Raw genomic sequence first — 24815 nt, 5'->3', positions numbered from 1 at the left:
ACAATGATGCAGATCGAAAACAAGGTTTTTCTCGTCACCGGCGGCGCGTCCGGCCTCGGTGCCGCCACCGCTGAAATGCTGGTGGCGGCTGGCGCCAAGGTGATGTTGGTGGACATGAATGCCGAAGCCGTCGCGGCGCAGGCTGCACGTCTCGGCGCGCAAAGCGTGGTAGCGGATATCAGCAATGAAGCAGCTGCGCAAGCGGCGGTGCAGGCGACGGTCAAAGCGTTTGGCGGCCTCAATGGCCTGGTCAATTGCGCCGGCATCGTCCGCGGCGAGAAGATCCTCGGCAAGAACGGCCCCCATGCGCTGGACAGTTTCAGCCAGGTGATCAACGTCAACCTGATTGGCAGTTTCAACATGTTGCGCCTGGCGGCGGCGGCGATTGCCGAAACCGAAGCCGATGAAGATGGCGAGCGTGGCGTGATCATCAACACTGCTTCGGTCGCTGCTTTCGACGGCCAGATCGGTCAGGCCGCGTATGCGGCTTCAAAAGGCGCGATTGCCAGCCTGACCTTGCCCGCCGCCCGTGAACTGGCGCGCTTCGGCATCCGGGTGATGACCATCGCCCCGGGCATTTTCGAAACGCCGATGATGGCTGGCATGACCCCTGAAGTGCGCGAGTCCTTGGCCGCTGGCGTGCCGTTCCCGCCGCGTCTGGGCAAGCCGAGCGAGTACGCCGCGCTGGTCAGGCATATCATGGAAAACAGCATGCTCAACGGCGAGGTGATCCGTCTCGACGGTGCCTTGCGCATGGCCGCCAAATAAGGAGGATTTGTCATGACTATTACCAACGATCCAATCGTTATCGTCAGCGCCGTCCGTACTCCGATGGGCGGTTTCCAGGGTGAACTGAAAAGCCTGACCGCGCCGCAATTGGGCGCCGCGGCGATTCGTGCTGCCGTCGAACGTGCCGGTATCGCCCCTGACACCGTGGAAGAAGTGCTGTTCGGCTGCGTACTCTCCGCCGGTCTCGGCCAGGCTCCGGCACGGCAAGCGGCACTGGGCGCCGGGCTGGATAAATCGACCCGTTGCACCACGCTGAACAAGATGTGCGGCTCGGGCATGGAAGCCACGATTCTGGCCCACGACATGCTAATCGCCGGCAGTGCCGATGTGGTGGTCGCCGGGGGCATGGAAAGTATGTCCAACGCGCCGTACCTGCTGGACCGCGCCCGCAGCGGTTACCGCATGGGCCACGGCAAGGTACTCGATCACATGTTCCTCGACGGTCTGGAAGACGCCTACGACAAGGGCCGTCTGATGGGCACCTTCGCCGAGGATTGCGCTGAAACCAACGGCTTCAGCCGTGAAGATCAGGACGCGTTTGCCATTGCTTCGACCACCCGCGCCCAGCAGGCGATCAAGGACGGCAGCTTCACCGCCGAGATCGTGTCCGTGCAGGTGATGGTCGGCAAAGAGCCGATGCTGATCAGCCACGACGAACAGCCGCCGAAAGCCAAACTGGACAAGATCGCCTCGCTGAAACCAGCGTTCCGCGACGGCGGCACCGTGACCGCGGCGAACTCCAGTTCGATCTCCGACGGCGCGGCGGCACTGGTGCTGATGCGCCGTTCCGAAGCAGAGAAACAAGGCCTGAAACCGTTGGCGGTGATTCATGGTCACGCTGCATTCGCCGACACGCCGGGGCTGTTCCCGGTCGCACCGGTGGGCGCGATCAAGAAGCTGATGAAGAAAACTGGCTGGTCCCTGGACGAAGTCGAGTTGTTCGAAGTCAACGAAGCCTTTGCGGTGGTCAGTCTGGTGACCATGAGTAAACTGGAAATCTCTCACGAGAAGATCAACGTCCACGGCGGTGCCTGCGCTTTGGGCCACCCGATCGGTGCGTCCGGCGCGCGGATCCTCGTGACCTTGCTCTCGGCCCTGCGCCAGAAAGGTCTGAAGCGCGGCGTTGCAGCGATCTGCATCGGCGGCGGCGAAGCCACGGCCATGGCCGTTGAATGCCTGTATTGAGGCCCGCATGGTTTCTGTAGGAGCTGTCGAGTGAAACGAGGCTGCGATCTTTTGATCCTGTTTTTTAAGATCAAGATCAAAAGATCGCAGGCTTCGCCAGCTCCTACGGGGCCATTACATTTTAAGGACTTGGCATGATTCCCAATGACGAACAACTTCAGATCAGCGACGCGGCCCGGCAGTTTGCCCAGGAACGGCTGAAACCGTTCGCCGCCGAATGGGACCGCGAACATCGCTTCCCCAAGGAAGCCATCCGCGAGATGGCCGACCTGGGTTTCTTCGGCATGCTGGTGCCGGAGCAGTGGGGCGGTTGCGACACCGGTTACCTGGCCTACGCCATGGCGCTGGAAGAAATCGCTGCCGGCGACGGCGCCTGCTCGACCATCATGAGCGTGCACAACTCGGTGGGTTGCGTGCCGATCCTCAAGTTTGGCAATGACGACCAGAAAGAACGCTTTCTCAAGCCACTCGCGAGCGGCGCGATGCTCGGTGCGTTTGCGCTGACCGAACCGCAAGCCGGTTCCGACGCCAGTAGCTTGAAAACCCGTGCTCGGTTGGACGGCGATCATTACGTGCTTAACGGCTGCAAGCAGTTCATCACCTCCGGGCAGAACGCCGGAATTGTGATCGTGTTCGCGGTGACCGATCCGAGTGCCGGCAAGCGTGGGATCACGGCGCTGATCGTGCCCACCGATTCGCCGGGCTATAAAGTCGCGCGAGTCGAAGACAAACTCGGTCAGCACGCCTCCGACACCTGCCAGATCCTCTTCGAGGACGTGAAAGTCCCGGTGGCCAATCGACTGGGTGAGGAGGGCGAAGGTTACAAGATCGCCCTGGCCAACCTCGAAGGCGGCCGTGTCGGCATCGCCTCGCAATCGGTGGGCATGGCCCGCGCCGCGTTCGAAGTGGCCCGCGACTATGCCCGTGAGCGCGAGAGCTTCGGCAGGCCGATCATCGAACACCAGGCGGTAGCCTTCCGGCTTGCGGACATGGCAACCCAGATTGCCGTCGCCCGGCAGATGGTGCATTACGCGGCGGCATTGCGCGACAGCGGCAAGCCGGCGCTGGTCGAAGCGTCCATGGCCAAGCTGTTCGCTTCGGAAATGGCCGAAAAGGTCTGCTCCTCGGCGTTGCAAACCCTTGGCGGTTACGGTTACCTGAACGACTTCCCGCTGGAGCGGATCTACCGCGACGTGCGGGTATGCCAGATCTACGAAGGCACCAGCGACATTCAGCGCATGGTCATTTCGCGCAATCTTTGAGAAGGAATCCACCTATGAACTACGAAACGATTTTGCTGGAAACTCACGGTCGCGTTGGCCTGATTACCCTCAACCGTCCGCAAGCCTTGAACGCGCTGAATGCGCAAATTGTCAGCGAACTGAACCATGCCCTCGATGGCCTGGAAGCCGATTCGAACATCGGCTGCATCGTGCTGACCGGCTCGAAAAAAGCCTTTGCCGCCGGTGCCGACATCAAGGAAATGGCCGAGCTGACTTACCCGCAGATCTACCTCGACGACTTGTTCAGTGACAGCGATCGCGTGGCCAACCGCCGCAAGCCGATCATTGCCGCGGTCAACGGTTTTGCCTTGGGCGGTGGTTGTGAATTGGCGCTGATGTGCGACTTCATTCTGGCGGGCGACAACGCCAAATTCGGTCAACCGGAAATCAATCTTGGCGTACTGCCGGGCATGGGCGGTACCCAGCGCCTGACCCGCGCGGTGGGCAAGGCCAAGGCCATGGAAATGTGCTTGAGCGGGCGTTTGATCGATGCGGTGGAAGCGGAGCGTTGCGGCATTGTGGCGCGCATCGTGCCGGCGGATGAGCTATTGGAAGAAGCATTGAAAGTCGCGGCGCTGATTGCCAAGAAGTCGCTGCCGATTGCGATGATGATCAAGGAAAGCGTCAACCGCGCTTTTGAAGTCAGCCTGTCGGAAGGCGTGCGGTTTGAACGTCGGGTGTTCCATGCGGCGTTTGCGACGCAGGATCAAAAGGAAGGGATGGCGGCGTTTATTGCCAAGCGTGAGGCGGAGTTCGTCGGCAAGTAACCCACACTGATCGTTCCCACGCTCTGCGTGGGAATGATCATGTCTGCGGCGACTCTCTAGACCAGGTAGTGCTTGAGCTCCCGGGCAATCACCATCCGCTGTATCTCGCTCGACCCTTCATAAATCTGCGTGATCCGCGCATCCCGGTAGTAACGCTCCACCGGGTAATCTTCCAGATACCCATACCCGCCATGAATCTGTATCGCCGACGAGCAGACCTTTTCGGCCATTTCCGAGGCAAACAGTTTGGCTTGTGAAGCTTCCGACAGACACGGCTTGCCGGCACTGCGCAACCGCGCGGCGTGCAGGATCAGCAAACGCGCGGCGTTCAGCCGGGTGTGCATGTCGGCCAGCATATTGGCGATGCTCTGGTGCTCGATGATCGGCTTGTCGAACTGCACCCGATCCCGCGCGTAAGCCAGCGCCGCTTCAAATGCTGCCCGGGCGATGCCCAAGGCTTGCGCGGCGATGCCGATGCGGCCGCCTTCGAGGTTGGAGAGGGCGATGGCCAGGCCTTTGCCGCGTTCGCCCAGCAGATTGGCCTCGGGAACGGTGCAATTGTTCAGGGTGACGGCGCAGGTGTCGGAAGCACGGATGCCCATCTTGTGTTCACTGCGGTCGACGATGAACCCCGCGGTTTCGGTCGGCACCAGGAACGCCGAGATGCCGCGCTTGCCCAACTCCGGATCGGTCACGGCGAAGACGATCGCCAGTTTCGCTCGCCTGCCGTTGCTGACGAATTGCTTGGCGCCGTTGATCACCCACTGGCCGTCGCGCAGTTCGGCGCGGGTACGCAGGTTATGCGCTTCGGAACCGGCCTGGGGTTCGGTGAGGCAGAAGCAACCGATGGCCTGGCCGCTGGCGAGGTCTGGCAACCATTGCTGTTTCTGTTCTTCGGTGCCGTAGTTGAGCACCGGCCCGCAGCCCACGGAATTGTGGATGCTCATCAGCGCACCGGTGGCGCCGTCACCGGCGGAAATCTCTTCCACCGCCAAGGCGTAGGCAACGTAGTCGACATAAGTGCCGCCCCATTCCTCGGGCACCACCATGCCCAGCAGACCCAGTTCACCCATCTTCGCCACCAGACCGTCATCGATCCAGCCGGCCTTTTCCCAGGCTTGTGCGTGGGGCGCGATTTCGCCACGGGCAAAATCCCGGGCCATGTCGCGGATCATCACTTGCTCTTCGCTCAATTCGATATCGTGCATGGCTCAGCTCCCGCTCTGGTCGAACCCGGTGAAAAAACTCGCCACGTGCTCGGCGTCCAGCGCCTGCAGAGTCGGCGGGTTCCAGCGCGGGTTCTTGTCTTTGTCGATCAGCAAGGCGCGCACGCCTTCGATCAGGTCGCCGCGTTCGAACCACTGGCGATCCAGGTGCAGTTCGAGGGCGAAGCACTGTTCCAGGCTCAGGTGCCGACCGCGCCGCAGCATTTCCAGGGTCACGCCCATGGCCAGCGGTGAACGGCTTTCCAGCAGATCCGCCGTGGTTTTCGCCCAATCGTGACTATCGGCGACCGTCACTTCGCGCATTTGCTCCACCATACTCGGCACGTCGGACAGGGCGAAGAAGTGATCGATGGCCGGGCGCAACGCGATCAGTGGCGCATCGGGCAGTTGCTGCACGGCGAGTTTCGCCAGCATGCCTTGCAGGTCTTTGAGCGGCGTGTCGTGCCATTCGAGGTGATCGAGTTGCTCGTCCAGCGTGCCCAGTTTTTCGCTTTCCAGGTACCAGTCAGCGAGGCCGCAATAGAGCGCATCGGCGGCGCGAATCTGCACGCCAGTGACGCCGAGATAAATACCCAGCTCACCGGGAATGCGCGGCAGGAAGTAGCTGCCGCCCACGTCCGGGAAATAACCAATGGCCACTTCCGGCATTGCCAGACGGCTGCGCTCAGTGACCACCCGCAAATCGGCGCCTTGCACCAGCCCCATGCCACCGCCCAGCACAAAGCCGTCCATCAAGGCCAGGACCGGTTTGCGATAGTGATGGAGGGCGAGGTCGAGGGCGTACTCCTCGACGAAGAAGTCTTCGTGCAGGGTGTCGCCACTTTTGAAACTGTCGTACAGCGAGCGGATATCGCCGCCGGCACAGAACGCTTTCTCACCGGCACCGCGCAACACCACCGCGTACACCTGCGAATCCTGTGCCCAGGCATCGAGCTGCTGTTGCAGGCTGCGAACCATGTCCAGGGTAATGGCGTTGAGGCCGGCGGGACGATTGAGGGTCAAGTGACCGATGTGATTGCGAACCTCGGCCAACACTTCGTTTTGCGTGGCATCCATGGGCTGTGTTGTCGGGGATGAAACCTGAGCAGTCATCACTAACTCCCTGCTTTTATTGTTCTTTATAGAGAAGCTCGCGCGCGAGCGATGCTGGATCGTATCAGTGCAAATTTGTGATGTACAACCGGGATACGTGCAGGTGCTGTTTGCATTTTTACCTTAGGGCAATATCAACAGATCGCAACCTTTGGCAGCCTGACACTGTTTTGAATCAACCTTGAATTTGTGGCGAGGGGGCTTGCTGTGGCGAGGGAGCTTGCTCCCGCTGGGCTGCGAAGCAGTCCCAAAATTCTTCATACGAGCGCAGGTTTTGTGAGTGCTGCGCACTCAAGCGGGAGCAAGCTCCCTCGCCACAAAACCTGCTGCTGCCGTTGATAAACTCAGGTTCTGCTACTCAGCACTTCACCGATGCTACGCCGCTTGGCATGCAACTCACTGGCATGGATCAGTTGTTCGAGATCTTCGGGGGTGACGTCGTAGAAGGCCTCCATGTCGGCGAGGGCCAGTTTCAGATCCGCGGCGGTGATCGCCTGGCTGTCGGGGGCGGGCATCATCGGCGCCGGTTCAGCGGGACGTTTTGGGTAACGAATGCGCGTCAGATTGTTGTACGCCAGTGCGCTGAGCAGCATCGTCGAGGCACTGAGCATCACCGGGCCGAGGGCTTTCCACTCCAGGGCGATGGTTGCCGGGTCTGCCACCACCATAAGCAACGCCAAGGCACCGGCCGGTGGGTGCAGGCAACGCAGCCAGCACATCAGAATCAGCGCCATGCCCGCCGCGAGGCAGGCGCTGCCAAGGGTGCGTCCGAGTACATGAGCGACCAGCAGCGAGACCACCCCCGCGCAAAGGTAACCGCCAAGAATCGACCACGGTTGGGCAAGCGCGCCCGAGGACACGGCGAACAACAGCACCGCCGAGGCGCCCAACGGGCCGATCAGATGCAGCGCCACGTCGATGCCGAACACCTTGCCGCAGAGCCAGACGCTGAACATCGTCCCCAGGGCCATGCCGATAGCGGCGCGGCTCCATTCTGAAGGACGGGTATTGATGGCGGCAGGTAACCAGCGAGCAAACATGAGGCAAACGGTCCGTATAAAAATCCAGGCAAAAAAAAGGCTTAGCTGGGATACCCAGAAAGCCCTTGAAGTGGTTCCAACTATTGGGGGAGGAACGCCGCACAGTGTGCCGATCAATCCTTATGCTGACAAATTCATATTAATGCTGCTTCAGTGCACTATTTTTGCAGTATTGCCACGCGCCGTCCGCTCATGAAGCACAGTAAACCACCCATCGCCGTCAACGCACTCAGGGCATAGAACATAGTGGGCGCCGGCGTGTGCAACAGCAGATAGCCACAGATCACCGGGCTCAGCGCGCCACCGAGGGCCGCGAGATTCTGCGCGCCGTAATAGCTGCCGCGCAGTTCTTCCGGGGCCAGGGTGTCGACGAAGAGGAATTCGGCCGGGTAAATGATCATTTCGCCGAGGGTGAAAATGAACATCGCCACGCACCAACTCACCAGGCTGTCAGCCAGGCTGAAACCGATCAACCCGAGGATGAACAGGCTGGTGCCGCCGGCAATCCAGTAGCGCAGTTGTTCGCGTTTAAGGAACCGGCCGATCTGGTATTGCAGCAGGATCACGCTGATGGCATTGCAGGCGAGCAGGGCGGCCATGGTTTCCAGGGCACGTTTGGTGTCTTGGGTGACCAGCAGGTATTGCGACAGGTACAGGGTGAAACGACCGTGCACCACGGTGCTGAGCAGGCAGCCGCAGGTGAACATGATCAGCGTGCGGTCGTTCTTCAGGGTGATCAGGGTTTTGAGGAAACTCTGGGGCTGGCCGATGGCGGGTATCTGGGCCGGGTCTTTGGGAATCCCGCTCATCAGGAAAATACTGAAGAACGCGATGCCGCCGGCAATCAGGAATGGCGCTGTTGGTTGCACCCCGGCGATTACCACGCCGAGCATGGGGCCGGTGGCGTAGCCGATGTTGGTCAGGGTGTAGCGCAGTGAGAAAGCCTTGGCGCGCTGGCCCACGGGCAGGTTTTCGCTGAGGATCGCCTTGGACCCGATCAGGAACAGCGCCGAGGCGGTTTCGGTGATCACCAGGGTAGCGGTGGTCAGGTAAAGATTTTCGGCGAAGGTCAGCAGCACGAAACCGATGGCGCTGGAGAGCATGGTCAGAATCAGCAACCGGCGTTTTTCGAGGCGGTCGATGATATAGCCGCCGTAAAGGGCGAGCAGGGTGGCGATAAACACCGCGATGCCCAGCAGCAGGCCGACGTCTTGTTGGTTGAGGCCGAGTTTGTTGCTCAGAAACAGGGTGAGCAACGGGCTGGTAATGGCGCGGCTGACGACGATGGTCAGCGAAACGATCATCAAGCGGCGGATGACGAGGGAGTAAGTGGCCACGGTGGGGCAAATGTCCTTATTCAGTTTCTGTAGTGATCGACGTGATACCGAGTTGCTTGCCATTCGCGGGCCAGCCTCGCTCCTACAGGGTTCGCGTATCGACACAAAACCTGTAGGAGCGAGGCTTGCCCGCGAAGAGGCCCGCACAGACAACGCCATACTCAAGCCAGCCACCGGTCAAGCAACCGAACCGATTCCAGTTCTTCCAGCCGCCACAACTGCTCAATCAATCCTTGCGCCTGCTGTCGCGGCATCACCCGCCCAGCCAGACTGAAGAATTTCTCCTCCAGCGCCTCATCACTCAGCGGATTGCCCGGCGCACCCAACGGAACCTCAACACACAGGCTCGCGTGTCGACCATCCACGGTCTGCAGGCTGACCACAGGCTCGCCATCCTCCGACAGTAGCGGGTCGACTTCAAGGCGAATGCGCGACATCCAATCAGCAATCCACGGGTGGTGGCGTTGTTCATCGTCATAGGCTTCCAACCGGCAATGACCATGGACCAATCGAGCCGAGAGGGCATAACGCAAACTCATCTGTGCCGCCGGCAGGGTGTTAATGTCCTGACCGCCACACATGTCCTGAAGGAATCCGCACAAAGAAACCTGAACGCTCTCGACCTGATCCGCGCTGACCTGCAATTGATCCAGCAACAGGCCCAATGCATCGATCGCCGAATGCGTACCCCGGCATGCCGCGTAGGGTTTGATCGAGCAGCGGGAGAGTTTCCACACATGCCCCAGTTCGGCATCCAGCGCCTCGGGCACGGCGGTATCCGCCGCGAGGGTCTTGAGAAAACCGCCCCAGACATCATCGAACAGCTTGGTCGGCCCGGTGATCCCTTGTTGAGCAAACCGCGCCGCCAGCAATCCACCTTCGGCGGCCCGACCGCTGTGGAGTTTTTTGCTTTGCGAGCCGTCATGAATGAAGGCCCAAAGACCGCCGCTGAAGCTACCGGCGATGCCCAGCGCCGCCAGGGTTTGTTGTGCATCCAGCCCCAGAATTCGCGCACTGGCCGCCGCCGCACCAAACACCCCGCACGTCGCCGTGGAGTGCCAACCGGCGCCGTTGTGGGCCGAGTAACTGCCGCAGGCTTCGAGTACCCGACGGCCGATTTCGTAGCCGATCACTACAGCGGTAATCAACTCGCGGCCATTTACCGGTGCTTCAGACATCGACACTGCGGCCATCACCGCCGGCAGCACCACCGCGCCGGAGTGGTCGCAGCCGCCGGTGTCGTCCAGCTCCAGGGCATGCGCGGCGATGCCGTTGAGCATGGCGGCCTGCGCTGCGCCGACTCGCTGATCGGTGCCCCAAACCAACGTGCTGCCGGCTTCACCCACGAAAACCTGACGCGCCTGCTTCGCCACATCGCTGCCAGACCCGGCCAGGGTTACGCCGAAGGTGTCGAGGATGTGTCGCCTGGCTTGCACGACCAATGCGGGTGGCAAATCTTCGAAGCGAGTATCGACGCAGAATTGCGCCAACCGCTCCATCCGCATGACCCCATCGTAGGCGCTACTTAAGGCTGCGATCCCTTGATCTTTCATACGCCGTAATCCCGGTAATGACGTTCATATACGGCCGCCGGATGATCCTCGGTCACGGGCGCTGCTGATTCGGCCCACCATTGAGCGACCTCGGCACCGGTGGCGATCCACACGTCGTCATGCCGTTGGATGCTTTGCAGCAATTCGCGCAACACGCCGATCCGCCCGGGCGTGGCGATAATCTCCGGGTGCAGCCGCAGCACGTAACACAGCCCGAATCGATGAAACCCGGCGAAGTCCATTTGCAAGTTGCCCAAGGTATGGCTGTAGGAGGCGATACGCGATTGCGCGGGAGGCACTGCCGGGCTGAGGTTGAAAGCGAAGTAGGGTTCGTCTTCCAACTCGTAGTGCAACGGCAGCTCGATCACTTCGGGCGCCGTCGGGTGAGCGAAAGGCAAGTCATCACCGCGCCATGACGAAGACCAGCGGATGCCGTGATCCCTCAAGGCCTCGATGAAACCCGGCGCACCATTGCCGGCGGGGATACGAAAGCCTGTCGGACGCTGACCGGTCAACGCGCTCAAGGCCGCGCAACCCTTGGCGACCTCGGTGCTTTGTTCGGCCAGCGTCAGGTTGTCGTAGTTCTGATGGCGATACCCGGCGCAGGCAATCTCATGCCCGCCGGCCTGGATCGCTCGGATGTGCTGCGGGTTTTCCTCGGCGACGATGCCGGGGATGCACCAACTGCTGGAAACGCCTAGTTCTTCGAACAAACCGAGCAAACGCTCGACACCGCGCTGAGTGCCGTAGCGCCACACCGATAAGGTCTTGTCGCGCCCGGCGACTTCCGGGGCCTGGGTGAGGATGCCGTGGATGTCGTTGTAATCGACGGTCAGCACCACGGCGCAGCGGTAGCCGTTGGGCCAGACAGTGGAATCAGCCATGGTGATGCTCCTTCAGCCACCAGTGGGCGACGTCGCGGCAGATGGCAAACCAGACGTCGTCGCGTTGGCGCATGTGCTCGAAGAGTTTTTCCAGCAATAGGATGCGTCCCGGTTTGCCGGTGATCTTGGGGTGGAACAAGGTGGTCAGGCACAACCCTTCATCCATGGCACCGTCGAACTCGCGGCACCAGTTGTCGAGGGTGAGCGCGTAGCTGGCGGTGCGGTCCAGTCCCGAAGGAAAGTCCGGCGCGCGGGTGTAGGCGAGTGAGGCGTAGTCGTCCATTTCCCAGCGGCCGGGGATTTCCACCAGTGGCGTATCGAAGCCCGGCACGTTGACCAGATACGGCCGGTCATCGCCGCGCATGCTGCTGGAATAAGTCACGCCGGCGTCCACCAGCATGGCCGGTGTTTCGGCCCGCCAGTCGCCGGATGGCGTGCGGAAACCTTCGGCGCGGATGTTCAGGTGTTTCCAGAACACCTCACGGGATTTGTGCATCACGTCCTTCTGCTGGTCCAGCGTCAGGGCGTAAAAGGATTCGTGTTTGTAGCCGTGGTACGCCACCTCATGCCCGCGCTCGACGATTGCCTGGCACTGTTTCGGCCAGTTCTCCACGACCCAGGCCGGGACGAAAAACGTCGTCGGGATCCGGAACTCATCCAGCAAATCGAGAATCCGCGGCAGCGCCCGATAGGGGCCGTAACCACCGAAACCGAAATACTCGGGTTTACGCCAGATCGAGCCGTTGAGCATGGCATCGCCGGTCGGGCCATCAAGGTCGAAGGCCAGGGCGAGGCAGGCCTTATGTTGGTCGGGCCAGGCGGGTTGGGGTGAGGAGGACATGTGGTGCTCCAGCTATTTATAGGTAAAACACAGTCCATGTAGGAGCGAAGCTTGCTCGCGAAGAGGGCGGTACATTCAACATCCATGTCACCTGTCAGATTGCTTTCGCGGGCAAGCCTCGCTCCTACGGGGCAAGCATTACTTGCCGGCGTTGATGGTCACGGTCTTGATCGCGCCCAGTTCCAGGTCCCATTTTTTCAGGATCGCCTGGTAGCTGCCGTCATCGACCATGCTCTGCATCGCCACTTTCACCGCTTCACTCAGCTCAGGCTTTTTCTTGCTCACGCCCAGCCCGGTGAACTGCTTGGAAATCGGCAGGCCCACGGTTTTGTACATGTCCTTTTCCTGGGTCTTGAGGTACGGCAGGGTTTCGCTGCCCTGCATGGCCGCGTCGATACGGCTTTGACGCAGTTGCGCGCGGGCGTCGGCCGAGCCTTCGGTGCCGATCACGTTGATCGCAGGCTTGCCGGCGGCTTCGCAGTTGGCCTTGCTCCACTCGGCGATTTCCGCCGGGAAGGTCGTACGTCGGCTGGTGCCGACTTTCTTGCCGCACAGGTCGATGATCTCGTTGGTGTCCTTGTTTTTCTGCAAGGTGTAGAACTGCGGACCGCTGGTGAAGTAGTCGACGAAGGTCACACTGGCCTGACGCTCGGCGGTGTCGGTCATGCCCGACATCACCATGTCGACGCGGTCGGTGGTCAGCGCGTTGATCATTTGCTCAAAGCCGGTTTCCTGCCATTTGATCTTCACGCCCAGCCGCTCGGCGAGGGCGTTGCCCAGGTCATAGTCGAGACCTGTGAGGGTATTGGTGGCCGGGTCCTTGAAATCCATCGGCGGGTAGTTCGGCATGATTGCCACAACGACCTCACCCTTGTCCTTGATGCTGGCCGGTAGCTCGGCGGCCCAAGTGAAACTGGAAGCCATAACGCCTGCGAGTACTGCTGGAATAACGAAATTCTTCATGGTCGTTCTCTTATGAGTGTTGTTACGCAGCTCTTGGTTTCCGAGGCTAGCGCTTAGGTTCGAACGGCAGAAATGAAGCTTTGGGTGCGTGGGTTTTGTGGACTTATTAGTATTTCTTCGGGGCTTCCAGCCTCCACGATCTGTCCCTCGTCCATGAACACCATGCGGTTGGAAACCTCGCGAGCGAAGCCCAGTTCATGGGTGACGACGATCATGGTCATGCCGGTCTGCGCCAGATCGCGCATCACCGACAGCACCTCACCGACCAGTTCCGGGTCGAGTGCCGAAGTGGGTTCATCGAACAGCATCAGCTTGGGGCGCATGGCCAACGCGCGGGCAATCGCCACCCGTTGTTGCTGACCGCCCGACAGTTCGATCGGGTAGCTGTTGCGCTTGTCGGCCAGGCCGACGCGAGCGAGCAATTCCAAGGCTTCTTCGTGCGCTTCTTTGGGCGAACGCTTGAGCACCTGGCATGGCCCTTCGATGATGTTTTGCAGCACAGTCATGTGCGGGAACAGGTTGAAACGCTGGAACACCATGCCAGTGGCCAGGCGCTGACGGGCGATCTGCGACTCGTTGAGTTCGTGCAGTTTGTTGCCGACGATGCGGTAACCCACCAGTTCGCCGTCGACCCACAGCCCGCCCTTGTCGATTTTTTCCAGCTGATTCACGCAGCGCAGCAGGGTGCTTTTGCCGGAGCCGGACGGGCCGATGATGCACAGCACTTCGCCTTGCTCGACCTCGATGTTGATGTCCTTGAGCGCGTGGAAATGGTCGTAGTACTTGTTCAGGCTCACGGCCTTGACGATGCTTCTCATGTTGAACTCCTCAAGAACGCTTGCCGGCGCCGCGAGCGAAACGACGCTCCAGACGACTTTGACCAAAGGACAGAACAGTGACGGTGGCCAGGTACCAGATACCGGCGACGATCAGCAGCTCCATCACGCGGGCGTTGGCGTAGTAGATGTTCTGGGCGTTGTAGAGCAGTTCCGAGTACTGAATGACACTCGCCAGGGAAGTCATTTTCACCATGCCGATGAACTCGTTGCCCACCGGAGGAATGATGATCCGCATGGCTTGGGGCAGGATGATCCGGCGCAATGCTTGCAAGCGCGGCATGCCGATCGACTTGGCGGCTTCGTACTGCCCGGTGTCCACCGAGAGCAGGCCGGCGCGCACCACTTCGGCGGTGTAGGCGCCCTGGTTGATGCTCAAGCCGAGGAGGGCGGCCACGAAGGGCGTCATCAGGCTCACGGTGTCCATTTCGAACAGACCGGGAATGCCGATGGTGGGGAAAATCAGCGCCAGGTTGAACCACAGCAGCAGCTGCAAAATCAGCGGCGTACCGCGGAACAGCCAGGTGTAGATAAGCGCTACGTAGCGCAGGATCGGGTTGGCCGACATGCGCATGATCGCCGTGATTACCCCGAACACGATGCCCAGCGCCATCGCCAGCACCGCCATGACGATGGTGTTGACCAGGCCCCACATAATTGCCTGAGAGGTGAGGAACTGGCCGATGTACGACCATTCGATCTTGCCCTCGGCGAAGGCCCGCACCAGGCCGACAATCGCAATCACGATCACCGTGGCGAAGAAAATCCGCCCGTAGTAACGCCGTGGCACATGCTGGTACTGGGTGATATCGAACTGGTTTTCCGCCAGTTTGCGCTCCGCCTGGAGTCGTTCTGCCTGAGTCTGGCTCATGTTGTTTCTCCGTACGCTGGTATTTCAAGTCATGCACAGTCCCTGTAGGAGTGAAGCTTGCTCGCGAAGGCGGTGGGTCAGTTGTAATCAGTGTTGACTGACCCACTGCCTTCGCGAGCAAGCTTCGCTCCTACAGGAGTTCGCCGTGAATCAGAGACGGAAACCCTGATAGTTCTCGGTCCATTGCTGCTGGGCTGCGAGGGCAGTCTTCAGTCGGCCGATCTGCTCGCGCACTTGTTGCGGTGCGGTGCCGCCCCAGCCACTGCGGGCGGCGATGGCGGCTTCAAGGGTCAGGCTGTCGCGCACTTCAGGCGTGAGACGTGGATCGATCTCGGCCAGCAGCGCCGGGGACGCTTCCCACAATTCGATGTCGTGCTTCTCGCAGGCCTGGACCAGTGCGCCGGTGATTTCGTGTGCTTCCTTGAATGGCACGCCGCGCACCGCCAGCCAGTCGGCCACTTCGGTGGCGAGGGTGAAGCCCAGCGGTGCCTGACGACGCAGTTCTTCGACGTTGACCTTCATGGTCGCGACCATTCCGGCCATGGCCGGCAGCACCAGCAACAAGGTGTCGACGCTGTCGAGCACGCCGTTCTTGTCTTCACTCAAGTCGCGGTTGTACGACAGCGGCAGGGATTTGAGGGTCGACAGCAAACCCGTCAGGTTACCGATCAGGCGGCCAGCCTTGCCCCGGGCCAGTTCGGCGATGTCGGGGTTTTTCTTCTGCGGCATGATCGAACTGCCGGTGGCGTAGGCATCGTCCAGCGCCACCCAGCGAAATTGCCGCGACGACCACAGGCAGAATTCTTCGGCGAGGCGGGAAATGTTGATCCCCAGCATGCTGGCGATAAACAGGAACTCGGCAACGTGATCGCGGCTGGCCACGGCGTCGATGGAGTTTTCGCAAACACCGCTGTAGCCCATTTCCTTGGCCGACTGCTGCGGCAGGCGAGCAATGGCGGAACCGGCCATGGCCGCCGCGCCGAGTGGCGACAGCGAGGTGCGCACGTCCCAATCCACCAGACGCTGCACGTCGCGCAGCATCGACTGGGCGTGGGCCAGCAAGTGGTGAGCGAAGACGATCGGCTGGGCCTGTTGCAGATGAGTGAAACCCGGGCAGATGCTCTCGATGTGTTGCTCGGCCTGATCCACCAGCGCTTGTTGCAACGCCAGCACTTCGACAGCCAGGGTACGCACGTGATCACGCAGGAACAGGCGCAGGTCGTTGGCGGTCTGGTCGTTGCGCGAGCGGCCGGCGCGCAGCTTGCCGCCCAGTGCGCCGAGGCGTTCGGTCAGCAGGCGTTCGATGAAGGTGTGGACGTCTTCGTCGTCCAGCGTCGGCGCGATGCTGCCGGCACGGAAGTCATCACCGATACGCTCCAGGGCGTCGAGCATGGTCTGGGCTTCCTGCTCGCTCAACAGCCCTGCGCGCTGCAATTCCCGGGCATGCGCCTTGGAACCGGCGAGGTCATACGGGGTGAGGCGAAAGTAGCGCTCGGGGCAACGGGACAGGGCCGCCAGGGCTTCGGACGGGCCGCTCTTGAAGCGGGCACCCCAGAGACGGTCGGTGGTTTGAGACATTGTTGTTTTCCTCGTCGGTAAAGCGAACTGAAATCGATGTGCCGAGCCCGAAGCACCCGCCGCAAATCAATTGGGCGTGGTTAGGCCAAAGCAGTTTTCAAGAGGGCAGTTGCATCGTTGCGAGAGCTGATCGAAGTGTCAGCTTTTAATAGTTCGAAATCAGTGAGTTGGCACTGATCTGCGGGATTTATTAACGGTTGCCAAGCCTTGTTTTCTGTGTTCATTATTATTGGTCGGCTATGTTTTTGTTGTTGGACACAGATTGTTGAATAGGGCGCCAGAGGTAAATAAGCATTATGGAAACCCCACTTTCCAATTCCGGAAACCCGCCGCCAAAAACGGTGCATCGGGCTCCGCTGGCCCTCAGTGGTCTGGACTTCAAACTGCTCAAAGTGTTCAAGGCTGTGGTCGAGGCCGGCGGCTTCAGCGCAGCGCAAAATGAGCTGAATGTGGGCCTGGCGGCCATCAGCAAACAAATCTCCGACCTGGAGATTCGCATCGGTATGCGCCTGTGCACCCGAGGACGGGAAGGTTTTCACCTGACCGAAGAAGGGCGTTTGGTGTACCAGGCGTCAATCGATTTATTTGCCTCGGTCGATAACTTTCGTGATCGGCTTAGTTCAGCGCAGAACGAACTTATTGGCGACCTTGGGGTGGGCGTTATTGATAATACGATCACCGACGATAATTCGCCGTTAGTTGCGGCGCTTAGAAAGATAAATGAAGTGTCGCCGAAAGTAAGGTTTCAACTTCAGGCGTCTCAGTTAGATGAGGTGGAAAGAGGCGTAGTCGAAGGGCGTTTAGTGGCCGGGATCGTGCCGGTTTATCAGAAAAGGGAAGAGTTCGATTACTTCCCGCTTTATGAAGAACGCTCGTACGTGTATTGCGCCGTCGGCCATCCACTGTTCTCGATGGCGGAGACGGAGATGGGCAGCAATGTGCTGCTGGATTACGAGTGCATCAACCACCGCTATGCGATCCATCGGGACAAACTGGATTTTGCCCGCTATGACAGTTTTTCCGCCTCGGCGACTCAAGTGGAAGCCGTGGCGCTGCTGGTCAAGACCGGCCGTTTTGTGGGTTTTCTGCCCGAGCATTACGCAGCAACTTTGGTGGCTCAGGGACAGTTTCGGGCAGTGCGTCCGGACCTGATCAACATCGTCACGCCGTTCAATCTGATCCTGCGCCACAACACCGTGCGCAGTCCGCTGGTAAAGGCGTTTGCCCAGGCGCTAGGGGTGGATTTGAAGGCGCCGGTTTGACGTCAAGCGTAAGTGTTCAAGCATGGCTAACAATAACCAACAGACAATACTTCTATGTAGGAGCTGCCGCAGACGGCGATCTTTTGATCTTGATCTTCGGCAACTTCGAAGCCGCCAAAAGATCGCAGCCTTCGGCAGCTCCTACAAGGGCGTGGTGCGGCGCCAGATAATCGTTTGATCGAAATACCGGCGACGTAGCCTTCGGTAACTGCTATAGGCCTGCGTACACCGAGCTTTATGTAGGAGCTGCCGCAGGCTGCGATCTTTTGATCTTGATCTTCAGCAACTTCAAGGCCGCGAAAGATCGCGGCCTTCGGCAGCTAGCGGCGCGTCACGCCACGACCGAGGCTGCTGGCCATTGCTGATGGGGAATCGGCAGGTTGCGCGATTCACCGCGGCCCATCGGAAAGTACAGGAAGCCGCTGCGGGCCAGGCGTTCGGCGTCGTACAGGTTGCGCCCGTCGAAGATCACCGGTGCATTCAAACGTTGCTGGATCAGGTTGAAGTCAGGCGCCTTGAACTGCTGCCATTCGGTGCAGATGATCAGCGCGTCGGCCCCCGCGAGCACCGATTCCGGCGTGCCCATGAGCATCAGTTTCGATTCGTCGGGGTAAAGGTGTTGGGTTTCCTGCATCGCTTCCGGGTCGAACGCTCGCACATGGGCCCCGGCGGCCCATAGCGACTCCAGCAGCACCCGGCTCGGCGCATCGCGCATGTCGTCGGTGTTGGGCTTGAAGGCCAGGCCCCACACGGCGAAGGTCCTGCCGCGCAAATCGCCTTGGTAGAAGGCGTTGATGCGTTCGAACAGTTTGTGTTTCTGCCGCTGGTTGATGGCTTCCACCGCTTGCAGCAGGTCGCTGGAGCAATGGGCCTGTTCGGCACTGTGAATCAGCGCGCGCATGTCCTTGGGGAAGCACGAGCCACCGTATCCGCAGCCGGGATAGATGAAGTGGTAACCGATGCGCGAATCGGCACCGATGCCCAGTCGCACCGATTCGATATCGGCGCCCAAATGTTCGGCCAGCTCGGCGATCTGGTTGATGAAACTGATCTTGGTCGCCAGCATGCAGTTGGCGGCGTATTTGGTCAGCTCGGCGCTGCGCAGGTCCATGAACATGATGCGGTCATGGTTGCGGTTGAACGGCGAGTAAAGGTCGCGCATCACGTCGCGTACGTCATCGCGTTCACAGCCAATCACGATGCGGTCCGGGCGCCGGCAATCGGCCACGGCCGAACCTTCCTTGAGAAACTCGGGGTTGGAGACAATATCGAACTGCAACAGCCGACCGACCTTGAGCAGGCACTTTTCGATATGCGCGCGCAGCGTATCGCCCGTGCCCACCGGCACCGTGGATTTCTCCACCAGAATCACCGGTTGTTCACGGTGACGCGCCACTGCTTCACCCACCGACAGCACGTATTTCAGGTCCGCCGAACCATCATCCCGCGAAGGCGTGCCGACGGCGATGAACAACACCTGGCCGTGCTGCACCGCGAATTTTTCGTCCGTAGTGAACTGCAGCCGTCTGGCTTCCAGGCTTTCGCGCACCAGACTGGCCAGCCCCGGCTCGAAGATACTGACGTGGCCTTGTTGCAGCAACGCGACTTTGTTCTCGTCAATGTCCATGCACACCACGTCGTGGCCAACTTCAGCCAGGACAGCGGCTTGCACCAAGCCAACATAACCGCTGCCAAATACACTGATTTTCATGGAGCTCTCCTGAGAGGGGGCGCGTGAGCATTGATCGTGATGACACCAAGGATGACCAGCGCCACCCCAAGTGTTTTCGAAAGACTGAAGGCTTCGTTGAACAGCGGCAGGCTGGCGGCCAGCACGTACACCAGCGCATAGCTGATGCTCAGCAGCGAATAGGCCCGACCCAGGGGCAAATCCCGCAGGGCGGCGAGCCAGGTGAACATCGACACGGCATAGGCGAGGATGGCGGCCAGCACGACGGCCACGGCGGACACATCGACGCTGCCGTTACTCAAGGCGGATATCAATTGTTCGGGATGGGGCAAGCGGGTCATGCTCCAGCGCATGCCAAGCTGTGCGGCGCTGCCCAGCAATACGCTGATCAGGGCGAAGGCGAGTCCGCGATGCAGGCTCATGCGTGTTGCCCCAGCAACGCCACGCCGGCGATCACCAGCGCCACGCCCAGCCAGTGACGGCGGTCGATGGTTTCGTGGAAGACGAAGCGCGCGACCAGTGTGATCAACACGAAATTCAGACTGAGCATGGGATAGGCGACGCCGACTTCGAGGCGCTGCAACACCAGCAGCCAGACCAGCAAGCCCAATCCCAGAGCGGCGAGTGCCAGCCACAGCCACGGTGAGCGCAGTTTCTCGCCCCAGGTCGACGCCTTGCCGCGCCAACTTTCCACGGCGTACTTCTGGGCGATCTGGCCCAGGCAGGTCAGCAGGCAGGCAGCCAATACGAGCAGCAGGCTCATGAGGCCTCCTGAGGCAAAATCAGCATCATCAGATTGCCTTGTTCATAACGTTTGCCATCCTTGGGCAGTCGCTGGTGGGCTTCGAGCAGCCGCGGTTGCTGAATCAGGATAGGCCAGGCCATGTTTCAATTCGTCTATCGTGTTGTTTCCAGTCAAGCAGACGTTCGGTATTGGCGATGCCTGGTTTCGCCGACAACCCAAGAAGCCACCATTGACTTTCCAGTCCATGGTCGGCAGCGTGACGGCCCGGCTGGCTCAATGGATGACGGGAGCCTGCGTATTTATTCATTTCAAGGCCCGTTTCATTGATTGACTTACCTGCTACTGAATCCCTCGTTTCAAAAGCCAACCCATTGACCCTGTACCTGGCGCGTCTGGCACCATCCAGCCAGTTGACCATGCGTTATGTGTTGCAGGACGCCGCCGACCGTCTGGACTTCGAAGACATGAACATCGAAGAGATTCCCTGGCATCAACTGCAGCCCGAGGATGTCGTTGCACTGGTGGCGACCTTGCGCGAAGACGGCTACGCGCCAAATACCTCGTCGCTCTACGTTAATGCGGTACGTGGAGTGATGAACGAAGCGTGGCGCATGAGCCTGATCAGTCAGGAGCACCTGCTGAAAATGCGCTCGGTCAAAGGCATTGCCGGTACGCGACTGTCCCAGGGGCGCAACCTCAAGCGCACTTTGATTCGCGACTTGATGGAGGTGTGTGCCGCCGACCCACGGCCACAAGGGCTACGGGACGCGGCCATCATCGGGATTCTGTACGGTTCGGGGATGCGCAAATCGGAATCGGTGAATCTCGATCTCGCCCAGGTGGATTTCACCGAGCGCAGCTTGTGCGTCACCGCCAAGGGCAACAAACAGCTGATCAAGTACGCGCCGGCCTGGGCCTTCGCCAAACTGGATGCGTGGCTGGAGTTGCGGCGTTCGCAGTTAAAGGAGGGCGAAACGGACGACCCGTTCCTGTTCAACCGTATCCGCCGTGGCAGCCACATTACCCGCGAGCGCATCACCAAGCATGCGATCTACTACATCGCCCGGCAACGCGGTGCGCAGGTCGGGGTGAAAATCATGCCGCACGATTTCCGGCGTTCGTTCATTACCCGAGTGATTGAAGAGCACGACCTGTCGATCGCGCAGAAACTGGCCCACCACAGCAACATCCAGACCACCGCCAATTATGATGTGCGCGACGATAATGAACGCCGTCGGGCGGTTGATCGTTTTGATCTTTGACGATGTCATGCCGCTGTCGCTATTTTGCTGACGGACAGCCCCGCGAAGCGCCCATTACGGTCTGACTGATGGCGGCAGCTAACCGTTTCACATTGTTCTGATGGGCTACCACCAGATCGTCGATGTTCGGGCCCGAAGGAGTCTGCAACGTGCTGCGACAGCTGATCAGTGCCGCATCGCCATTGCCGAGACTGCGCAAGCGCCATCTGACGTCGATCAACGCATATTGGCCGGGAATCGAATCAAAGCGCTGAACGTCCAGACGCAACGACACTCTGCGTTGCAGGTTATTGTTGACCAGTTGATCGACAAGGGCGCTGCGTAGTTCGTCCACCAGACTCGCACCCCACCATTCTGTTTCGAGAATTGCGAGGCCGGCGTTGCCCTGACGAATGACGATCTGCGGGCGGTCGACCTGGGGCGGCACGGTGATCGCTTCGATCTGAATTTCCGCGCCGCTGCTGCTTGCGACGCCCGGTTGGGCCGGGGTCAGGGTGTGGAACCGAATCGGGTCGCTGCTGCACGCGGTGAGCAACAACAACGCGGTGACCAGCGTGATCTTTAGCGAAAAAGCCATGGGTGTTGCTCCTGTGGTCAGTTGCGCGGTGGCGGCTGCAAGTCTATCGGCGCGGCGTTGTCGGGACGGCCGCGAATCAGCGATTCAGGGTTCCGGCCCAGATAATCCGAGAGCTCACGCAACGAGCGCGACATGCGCCCGAGTTCGTTGAGAGTGTCGTTCAGTTGTTCCCGTTGCGGCGAATCGTCGGCGAGGGTCGAACTCGCTGATTGCAACGTTTTGCTGACGTCCGACAGGGTGGTCTGCACGCCAGGCAACGTTTTGGCGTTGAACTGCGCGAGGCCTTTACGCAACTCGACGAGGTTGCTGTCGAGGTTGCCGGCAATGCGCTCGATTGGCAGCTGATTGATCTTGTTGACCATGCCTTCGAGTTTTTCCTGCAACTGCTCGAGGCTGCCAGGTATGGTGGGCACACTGACGGGACGGGCGGTCGGATCGAATACGACTTTCTCGGCTTTGGGGTAGAAGTCGAGCGCGATGTAGAGCTGACCGGTCAACAGATTGCCGCTACGGGCCTGAGCCCGCAGGCCGTTCTCGATGAAGCTGCCCATCAGTCTTATGCCAGCGGCTTCATCATTGGGATCATGGTTCAAGGCCTTAAGCATCTTGGCGTGGGCCTGGCCGAGTCGTTGGGGGTAGATCATGATGCCGACATTGAGCGGAAAACTGCGTTTTTTCGCGTCGAAATCCAGATTGATCGACACGACTTTGCCGAATTCCACGCCGAGGAACTCCACCGGCGCATCGATCTTGAGCCCGCGCAAGGCCTGATCGAAACGCAGGCTCAAGTACTGCCCTTTACCGTGGGGGGGAGCGAGGGCGGTTTGCTGATCGACGAACAGGTCGAAGGTTTTATTCTCGCTGGCTGGCTGATCGTTGGGGCTGTATTCCGGTGCGCGAAACGCAATGCCACCCACCAACAAGGACGACAAGGACTCGGTACTCACCGCAAAACCGTTGGCACCCACGCTCACATCGATACCACTGGCGTTCCAGAACCGGGTGTTCTCCGTGACAAAGACGTCATTGGGCGAATGCACGAAGACTTCGATGTTCACCCCTTTGCCATCGGCATCCAGTGCATACGCCACCACTTGCCCGACCGGAATCTTGCGGTAGTAGAGGGGGGAGCCGATATCCAGCGAGCCGAGGTCCTGAGTGTGCAGCATGAAGCGTTTACCCGGCTCGCCATAGGTAATGGGTGGCGGATTTTCCAGCCCCGTGAAGTGTTTGGAACGGGCATTGGCCTGACCGATGTCGGCGCCAATGTAGTCACCCGACAGCAGCGTATCGATGCCCGAGACGCCGCCGGCACCAATACGCGGGCGCACGACCCAGAATTGCGAATCTTCGCGGGTGAAGCTCTCAGCCTGTTTGTCGAGTTTGATCGTGGCGTTGACGCTTTTCTGGTCGTTGCTCAGTTTCACGTCCGAGACATGGCCGATGACCACGTTGCGATACTTGACCTCGGTCTTGTTGGCCGTGAGGCCACTGCCGGTCTTGAAGGTGACGGTGATGGTCGGGCCTTCCTGCATCCAACTGTGCACCACCAGGGAAATCCCCACGAGCACTGCGACAATCGGCACGATCCACACCAGCGAAACGCTGAAGCGACGGGTCTTGATACTGGCCTGGCCGGGGGGTTGCGGCCCATCAGTGGCTTGCGATTTCATCCGTGAGCTCCTCGTTTGGTGGGTTGTCCCGCGCCTTATCCCAGATCAGTCGCGGGTCGAAACTCATTGCCGACAGCATGGTGAACACCACCACCAGACCAAAAAACAGAATGCCCACGCGTGGTTCGATATCGCCCAGAGCCTGAAATTTCACCAGCGCCGCGACCAGCGCGACCACAATCACATCGAGCATCGACCAGTAGCCGATCAGCTCGACGAATCGATAAAGCTTCGAACGCTCCTTGCGCGCCCAAAGGCTGCCGCGTTGCACCGTGATCAGCAGCAGGGAAAGGGCAACGAACTTGATGCCCGGAACCGCGATACTGGCGATGAAAATGATCAGGGCAATATCCCACGCACCGTGCGCCCAGAACTCCAGCACACCGCTCATGATGGTGCTGTCGGACCCGCTGCCGAACAGACTGGTGTTCATGACCGGCAGCAGATTGGCCGGGATATAAAACACCAGTGAGGCCAGCAGGTAGGCCCATGTCCGGGTCAATGAGTTGGCTTTACGGGCATGCAATGGCGCGCCACAACGTTGGCATTCGTGAGGGTTGTCGGTTATGTCGCAGGCCAGGCCACAGCTATGGCACAGGCACAGGTTGAGTTCGCTGGCGAGTGGTGGCCTGTTCATAGGACGTCCCACAAATCACGCACATCGCGCCCGGCGATGCGGATCAACAGCAGACTCAGAACGGCCAGGGCAAACAGGCCGATGCCGGGTATGACATCCAGCAACCCGGCGAGTTTGAACACCGCGACCATGGCGGCCAGCAGACAGACCTCGAGCATGCTCCAGGGCCTGAGGGTTTCCAGCCAGCGCATGCACACTTTGAAACCGGGCGAGCGCCGATGCACGAGGGCGAAGCTCAGGACCCAGATCAGCAACACAAGTTGAAAAAGCGGCGCAATGATGATGGATATCGCCGCCACCAGCGCAATAAAAGTGATAGGTCCCTGGCTTAATGCCAATACCGAATCCCACAGCGTCGCACTGTTTTTCAGGCCCTTCATGCTGATGCTCATGACGGGATAGAAATTGGCGAAAATCCACAGCATTGTTGCCGTGAAGGCCAAGGCCAGACGCTGCTCCACCGACAGTCCGTTATAACGCTGGAGCACACCGCCGCAGCATGTGCACAGGGCTTTTTGATGTTTGGCGAGCGTGACTTTTTCATACACGCAGTCGCAGTGCTCGCAGATAATCAGTTGGTCAGTCGTAGCCATAGGCCGCACTCGCCAGGAGACAGGAAAGTCAGAGCACTCCCTCAATATAGAAGTGACTTGGGATTGAGCAAATTAAAAGACTGATCAAGGGGAGGCAATGAGCTCCTACGAGGGGAGGTAGTCAGCCGGAC

At 59.9% G+C, this 24815-nt stretch carries 24 protein-coding genes and 1 pseudogene; 6 read left to right on the top strand and 19 right to left on the bottom strand.

Features of this window, described 5'->3' with window-relative positions; all coding sequences use genetic code 11:
* Nucleotides 1-6 precede the first annotated feature (6 nt).
* From CKW20_RS17355 to CKW20_RS17340, 4 genes are all read left to right on the top strand, one after another.
* Complete coding sequence (locus CKW20_RS17355; protein WP_095054021.1) at nt 7-768, top strand: SDR family NAD(P)-dependent oxidoreductase; 762 nt, start codon at nt 7-9, stop codon at nt 766-768.
* A gap of 12 nt (nt 769-780) precedes the next feature.
* Nucleotides 781-1974, top strand: coding sequence for an acetyl-CoA C-acyltransferase (locus CKW20_RS17350; RefSeq protein WP_095054020.1), 1194 nt, complete (start codon nt 781-783; stop codon nt 1972-1974).
* A 134-nt stretch (nt 1975-2108) separates the two neighbouring features.
* Nucleotides 2109-3236 carry an acyl-CoA dehydrogenase gene (locus tag CKW20_RS17345; protein WP_095054019.1) on the top strand — a complete coding sequence of 376 codons (1128 nt, stop codon included), beginning with the start codon at nt 2109-2111 and terminating at the stop codon, nt 3234-3236.
* Between the two features lie 14 nt (nt 3237-3250).
* Nucleotides 3251-4024, top strand: coding sequence for an enoyl-CoA hydratase (locus CKW20_RS17340; RefSeq protein ID WP_052966350.1), 774 nt, complete (start codon nt 3251-3253; stop codon nt 4022-4024).
* Nucleotides 4025-4080: 56 nt separating this feature from the next.
* Here CKW20_RS17340 and CKW20_RS17335 read toward each other — a convergent pair whose 3' ends face one another.
* The 11 genes from CKW20_RS17335 to argH form a co-directional block, all read right to left on the bottom strand.
* Nucleotides 4081-5232 carry an acyl-CoA dehydrogenase family protein gene (locus CKW20_RS17335; RefSeq protein ID WP_095054018.1) on the bottom strand — a complete coding sequence of 384 codons (1152 nt, stop codon included), beginning with the start codon at nt 5230-5232 and terminating at the stop codon, nt 4081-4083.
* A gap of 3 nt (nt 5233-5235) precedes the next feature.
* The gene (locus CKW20_RS17330) at nt 5236-6342 is read right to left on the bottom strand and encodes an enoyl-CoA hydratase/isomerase family protein (protein WP_095054017.1); all 1107 of its coding nucleotides are present in this window, start codon (nt 6340-6342) and stop codon (nt 5236-5238) included.
* 344 nt (nt 6343-6686) lie between these two features.
* Nucleotides 6687-7382 carry an HPP family protein gene (locus tag CKW20_RS17325; RefSeq protein WP_095054016.1) on the bottom strand — a complete coding sequence of 232 codons (696 nt, stop codon included), beginning with the start codon at nt 7380-7382 and terminating at the stop codon, nt 6687-6689.
* A 158-nt stretch (nt 7383-7540) separates the two neighbouring features.
* Complete coding sequence (locus CKW20_RS17320) at nt 7541-8719, bottom strand: MFS transporter (RefSeq protein WP_095054015.1); 1179 nt, start codon at nt 8717-8719, stop codon at nt 7541-7543.
* Between the two features lie 161 nt (nt 8720-8880).
* Nucleotides 8881-10272 carry an MmgE/PrpD family protein gene (locus CKW20_RS17315; RefSeq protein ID WP_256585069.1) on the bottom strand — a complete coding sequence of 464 codons (1392 nt, stop codon included), beginning with the start codon at nt 10270-10272 and terminating at the stop codon, nt 8881-8883.
* Nucleotides 10269-11156: a polysaccharide deacetylase gene (locus CKW20_RS17310; protein WP_095054014.1), complete on the bottom strand. Its 888-nt coding sequence runs from the start codon at nt 11154-11156 to the stop codon at nt 10269-10271. Before CKW20_RS17310 ends, CKW20_RS17315 begins: the two co-directional genes overlap by 4 nt.
* Nucleotides 11149-11997, bottom strand: a complete 849-nt coding sequence (locus CKW20_RS17305) for a polysaccharide deacetylase (protein ID WP_095054013.1) — start codon at nt 11995-11997, stop codon at nt 11149-11151. Before CKW20_RS17305 ends, CKW20_RS17310 begins: the two co-directional genes overlap by 8 nt.
* 138 nt (nt 11998-12135) lie before the next feature.
* Nucleotides 12136-12960 (bottom strand): ABC transporter substrate-binding protein, encoded by an 825-nt coding sequence (locus CKW20_RS17300; protein WP_095054012.1) that lies wholly within the window; start codon nt 12958-12960, stop codon nt 12136-12138.
* A 53-nt stretch (nt 12961-13013) separates the two neighbouring features.
* Entirely contained in the window at nt 13014-13778 is a 765-nt protein-coding gene (locus CKW20_RS17295; protein ID WP_007900205.1) for an amino acid ABC transporter ATP-binding protein, read from the bottom strand.
* Between the two features lie 10 nt (nt 13779-13788).
* The gene (locus CKW20_RS17290) at nt 13789-14667 is read right to left on the bottom strand and encodes an amino acid ABC transporter permease (RefSeq protein ID WP_095054011.1); all 879 of its coding nucleotides are present in this window, start codon (nt 14665-14667) and stop codon (nt 13789-13791) included.
* Nucleotides 14668-14817: 150 nt separating this feature from the next.
* Nucleotides 14818-16245, bottom strand: a complete 1428-nt coding sequence (gene argH, locus CKW20_RS17285) for an argininosuccinate lyase (RefSeq protein ID WP_095054010.1) — start codon at nt 16243-16245, stop codon at nt 14818-14820.
* A 296-nt stretch (nt 16246-16541) separates the two neighbouring features.
* Between argH and CKW20_RS17280 the strand changes: the two genes are divergently transcribed.
* Complete coding sequence (locus CKW20_RS17280; RefSeq protein ID WP_095054009.1) at nt 16542-17507, top strand: LysR family transcriptional regulator; 966 nt, start codon at nt 16542-16544, stop codon at nt 17505-17507.
* 331 nt (nt 17508-17838) lie between these two features.
* On the opposite strand, the gene CKW20_RS17275 is transcribed toward CKW20_RS17280, so the two are convergent.
* The 4 genes and pseudogenes from CKW20_RS17275 to CKW20_RS29910 form a co-directional block, all read right to left on the bottom strand.
* A complete protein-coding gene (locus CKW20_RS17275; RefSeq protein WP_095054008.1) occupies nt 17839-19218 on the bottom strand; it encodes a UDP-glucose/GDP-mannose dehydrogenase family protein in 1380 nt (459 codons plus the stop codon).
* Nucleotides 19215-19619 carry a 4-amino-4-deoxy-L-arabinose-phosphoundecaprenol flippase subunit ArnF gene (gene arnF / locus CKW20_RS17270; RefSeq protein ID WP_095054007.1) on the bottom strand — a complete coding sequence of 135 codons (405 nt, stop codon included), beginning with the start codon at nt 19617-19619 and terminating at the stop codon, nt 19215-19217. The genes CKW20_RS17275 and arnF overlap by 4 nt, the downstream gene beginning before the upstream one ends.
* Nucleotides 19616-19960, bottom strand: coding sequence for a 4-amino-4-deoxy-L-arabinose-phosphoundecaprenol flippase subunit ArnE (arnE, locus tag CKW20_RS17265; protein ID WP_095054006.1), 345 nt, complete (start codon nt 19958-19960; stop codon nt 19616-19618). The genes arnF and arnE overlap by 4 nt, the downstream gene beginning before the upstream one ends.
* A pseudogene (locus CKW20_RS29910) lies at nt 19957-20128 on the bottom strand (4-amino-4-deoxy-L-arabinose lipid A transferase); the annotation flags it as partial. The gene arnE and the pseudogene CKW20_RS29910, both read right to left, overlap by 4 nt.
* Before the next feature lie 137 nt (nt 20129-20265).
* Here CKW20_RS29910 and xerC point away from each other — a divergent pair.
* Nucleotides 20266-21204, top strand: a complete 939-nt coding sequence (gene xerC / locus CKW20_RS17260; protein WP_030131372.1) for a tyrosine-type recombinase/integrase — start codon at nt 20266-20268, stop codon at nt 21202-21204.
* A 19-nt stretch (nt 21205-21223) separates the two neighbouring features.
* On the opposite strand, the gene CKW20_RS17255 is transcribed toward xerC, so the two are convergent.
* The 4 genes from CKW20_RS17255 to CKW20_RS17240 are packed head-to-tail and all read right to left on the bottom strand — an operon-like array spanning nt 21224 to nt 24684.
* A complete protein-coding gene (locus tag CKW20_RS17255; protein ID WP_095054005.1) occupies nt 21224-21781 on the bottom strand; it encodes a membrane integrity-associated transporter subunit PqiC in 558 nt (185 codons plus the stop codon).
* Between the two features lie 17 nt (nt 21782-21798).
* Entirely contained in the window at nt 21799-23454 is a 1656-nt protein-coding gene (locus tag CKW20_RS17250; protein ID WP_095054004.1) for an intermembrane transport protein PqiB, read from the bottom strand.
* Nucleotides 23435-24091, bottom strand: coding sequence for a paraquat-inducible protein A (locus CKW20_RS17245; protein WP_095054003.1), 657 nt, complete (start codon nt 24089-24091; stop codon nt 23435-23437). The genes CKW20_RS17250 and CKW20_RS17245 overlap by 20 nt, the downstream gene beginning before the upstream one ends.
* Complete coding sequence (locus CKW20_RS17240) at nt 24088-24684, bottom strand: paraquat-inducible protein A (protein WP_095054002.1); 597 nt, start codon at nt 24682-24684, stop codon at nt 24088-24090. Before CKW20_RS17240 ends, CKW20_RS17245 begins: the two co-directional genes overlap by 4 nt.
* Nucleotides 24685-24815 lie beyond the last annotated feature (131 nt).

The sequence above is a fragment of the Pseudomonas sp. Irchel s3b2 genome, from assembly GCF_900187445.1.
In the GTDB taxonomy this organism is placed as follows: Bacteria; Pseudomonadota; Gammaproteobacteria; order Pseudomonadales; family Pseudomonadaceae; genus Aquipseudomonas.
Note: the sequence above shows the minus strand (reverse complement) of the source record. Positions and strands in the feature narration are given on the sequence as shown.

What these genes read in the sequence shown, in the direction of transcription:
- CKW20_RS17350 (WP_095054020.1), top strand. Translation starts at nt 781, where the DNA reads ATGACTATTACCAACGATCCAATCGTTATCGTCAGCGCCGTCCGTACT.
- CKW20_RS17250 (WP_095054004.1), bottom strand. Translation starts at nt 23,454, where the DNA reads ATGAAATCGCAAGCCACTGATGGGCCGCAACCCCCCGGCCAGGCCAGT.
- CKW20_RS17245 (WP_095054003.1), bottom strand. Translation starts at nt 24,091, where the DNA reads ATGAACAGGCCACCACTCGCCAGCGAACTCAACCTGTGCCTGTGCCAT.
- CKW20_RS17310 (WP_095054014.1), bottom strand. Translation starts at nt 11,156, where the DNA reads ATGGCTGATTCCACTGTCTGGCCCAACGGCTACCGCTGCGCCGTGGTG.
- arnF (WP_095054007.1), bottom strand. Translation starts at nt 19,619, where the DNA reads ATGAGCCTGCATCGCGGACTCGCCTTCGCCCTGATCAGCGTATTGCTG.
- CKW20_RS17295 (WP_007900205.1), bottom strand. Translation starts at nt 13,778, where the DNA reads ATGAGAAGCATCGTCAAGGCCGTGAGCCTGAACAAGTACTACGACCAT.
- CKW20_RS17300 (WP_095054012.1), bottom strand. Translation starts at nt 12,960, where the DNA reads ATGAAGAATTTCGTTATTCCAGCAGTACTCGCAGGCGTTATGGCTTCC.
- CKW20_RS17355 (WP_095054021.1), top strand. Translation starts at nt 7, where the DNA reads ATGCAGATCGAAAACAAGGTTTTTCTCGTCACCGGCGGCGCGTCCGGC.
- CKW20_RS17305 (WP_095054013.1), bottom strand. Translation starts at nt 11,997, where the DNA reads ATGTCCTCCTCACCCCAACCCGCCTGGCCCGACCAACATAAGGCCTGC.
- arnE (WP_095054006.1), bottom strand. Translation starts at nt 19,960, where the DNA reads ATGAGCCTGCTGCTCGTATTGGCTGCCTGCCTGCTGACCTGCCTGGGC.
- CKW20_RS17255 (WP_095054005.1), bottom strand. Translation starts at nt 21,781, where the DNA reads ATGGCTTTTTCGCTAAAGATCACGCTGGTCACCGCGTTGTTGTTGCTC.
- argH (WP_095054010.1), bottom strand. Translation starts at nt 16,245, where the DNA reads ATGTCTCAAACCACCGACCGTCTCTGGGGTGCCCGCTTCAAGAGCGGC.
- CKW20_RS17315 (WP_256585069.1), bottom strand. Translation starts at nt 10,272, where the DNA reads ATGAAAGATCAAGGGATCGCAGCCTTAAGTAGCGCCTACGATGGGGTC.
- CKW20_RS17325 (WP_095054016.1), bottom strand. Translation starts at nt 7,382, where the DNA reads ATGTTTGCTCGCTGGTTACCTGCCGCCATCAATACCCGTCCTTCAGAA.
- CKW20_RS17240 (WP_095054002.1), bottom strand. Translation starts at nt 24,684, where the DNA reads ATGGCTACGACTGACCAACTGATTATCTGCGAGCACTGCGACTGCGTG.
- CKW20_RS17340 (WP_052966350.1), top strand. Translation starts at nt 3,251, where the DNA reads ATGAACTACGAAACGATTTTGCTGGAAACTCACGGTCGCGTTGGCCTG.
- CKW20_RS17280 (WP_095054009.1), top strand. Translation starts at nt 16,542, where the DNA reads ATGGAAACCCCACTTTCCAATTCCGGAAACCCGCCGCCAAAAACGGTG.
- CKW20_RS17330 (WP_095054017.1), bottom strand. Translation starts at nt 6,342, where the DNA reads ATGACTGCTCAGGTTTCATCCCCGACAACACAGCCCATGGATGCCACG.
- CKW20_RS17335 (WP_095054018.1), bottom strand. Translation starts at nt 5,232, where the DNA reads ATGCACGATATCGAATTGAGCGAAGAGCAAGTGATGATCCGCGACATG.
- CKW20_RS17275 (WP_095054008.1), bottom strand. Translation starts at nt 19,218, where the DNA reads ATGAAAATCAGTGTATTTGGCAGCGGTTATGTTGGCTTGGTGCAAGCC.
- CKW20_RS17345 (WP_095054019.1), top strand. Translation starts at nt 2,109, where the DNA reads ATGATTCCCAATGACGAACAACTTCAGATCAGCGACGCGGCCCGGCAG.
- CKW20_RS17290 (WP_095054011.1), bottom strand. Translation starts at nt 14,667, where the DNA reads ATGAGCCAGACTCAGGCAGAACGACTCCAGGCGGAGCGCAAACTGGCG.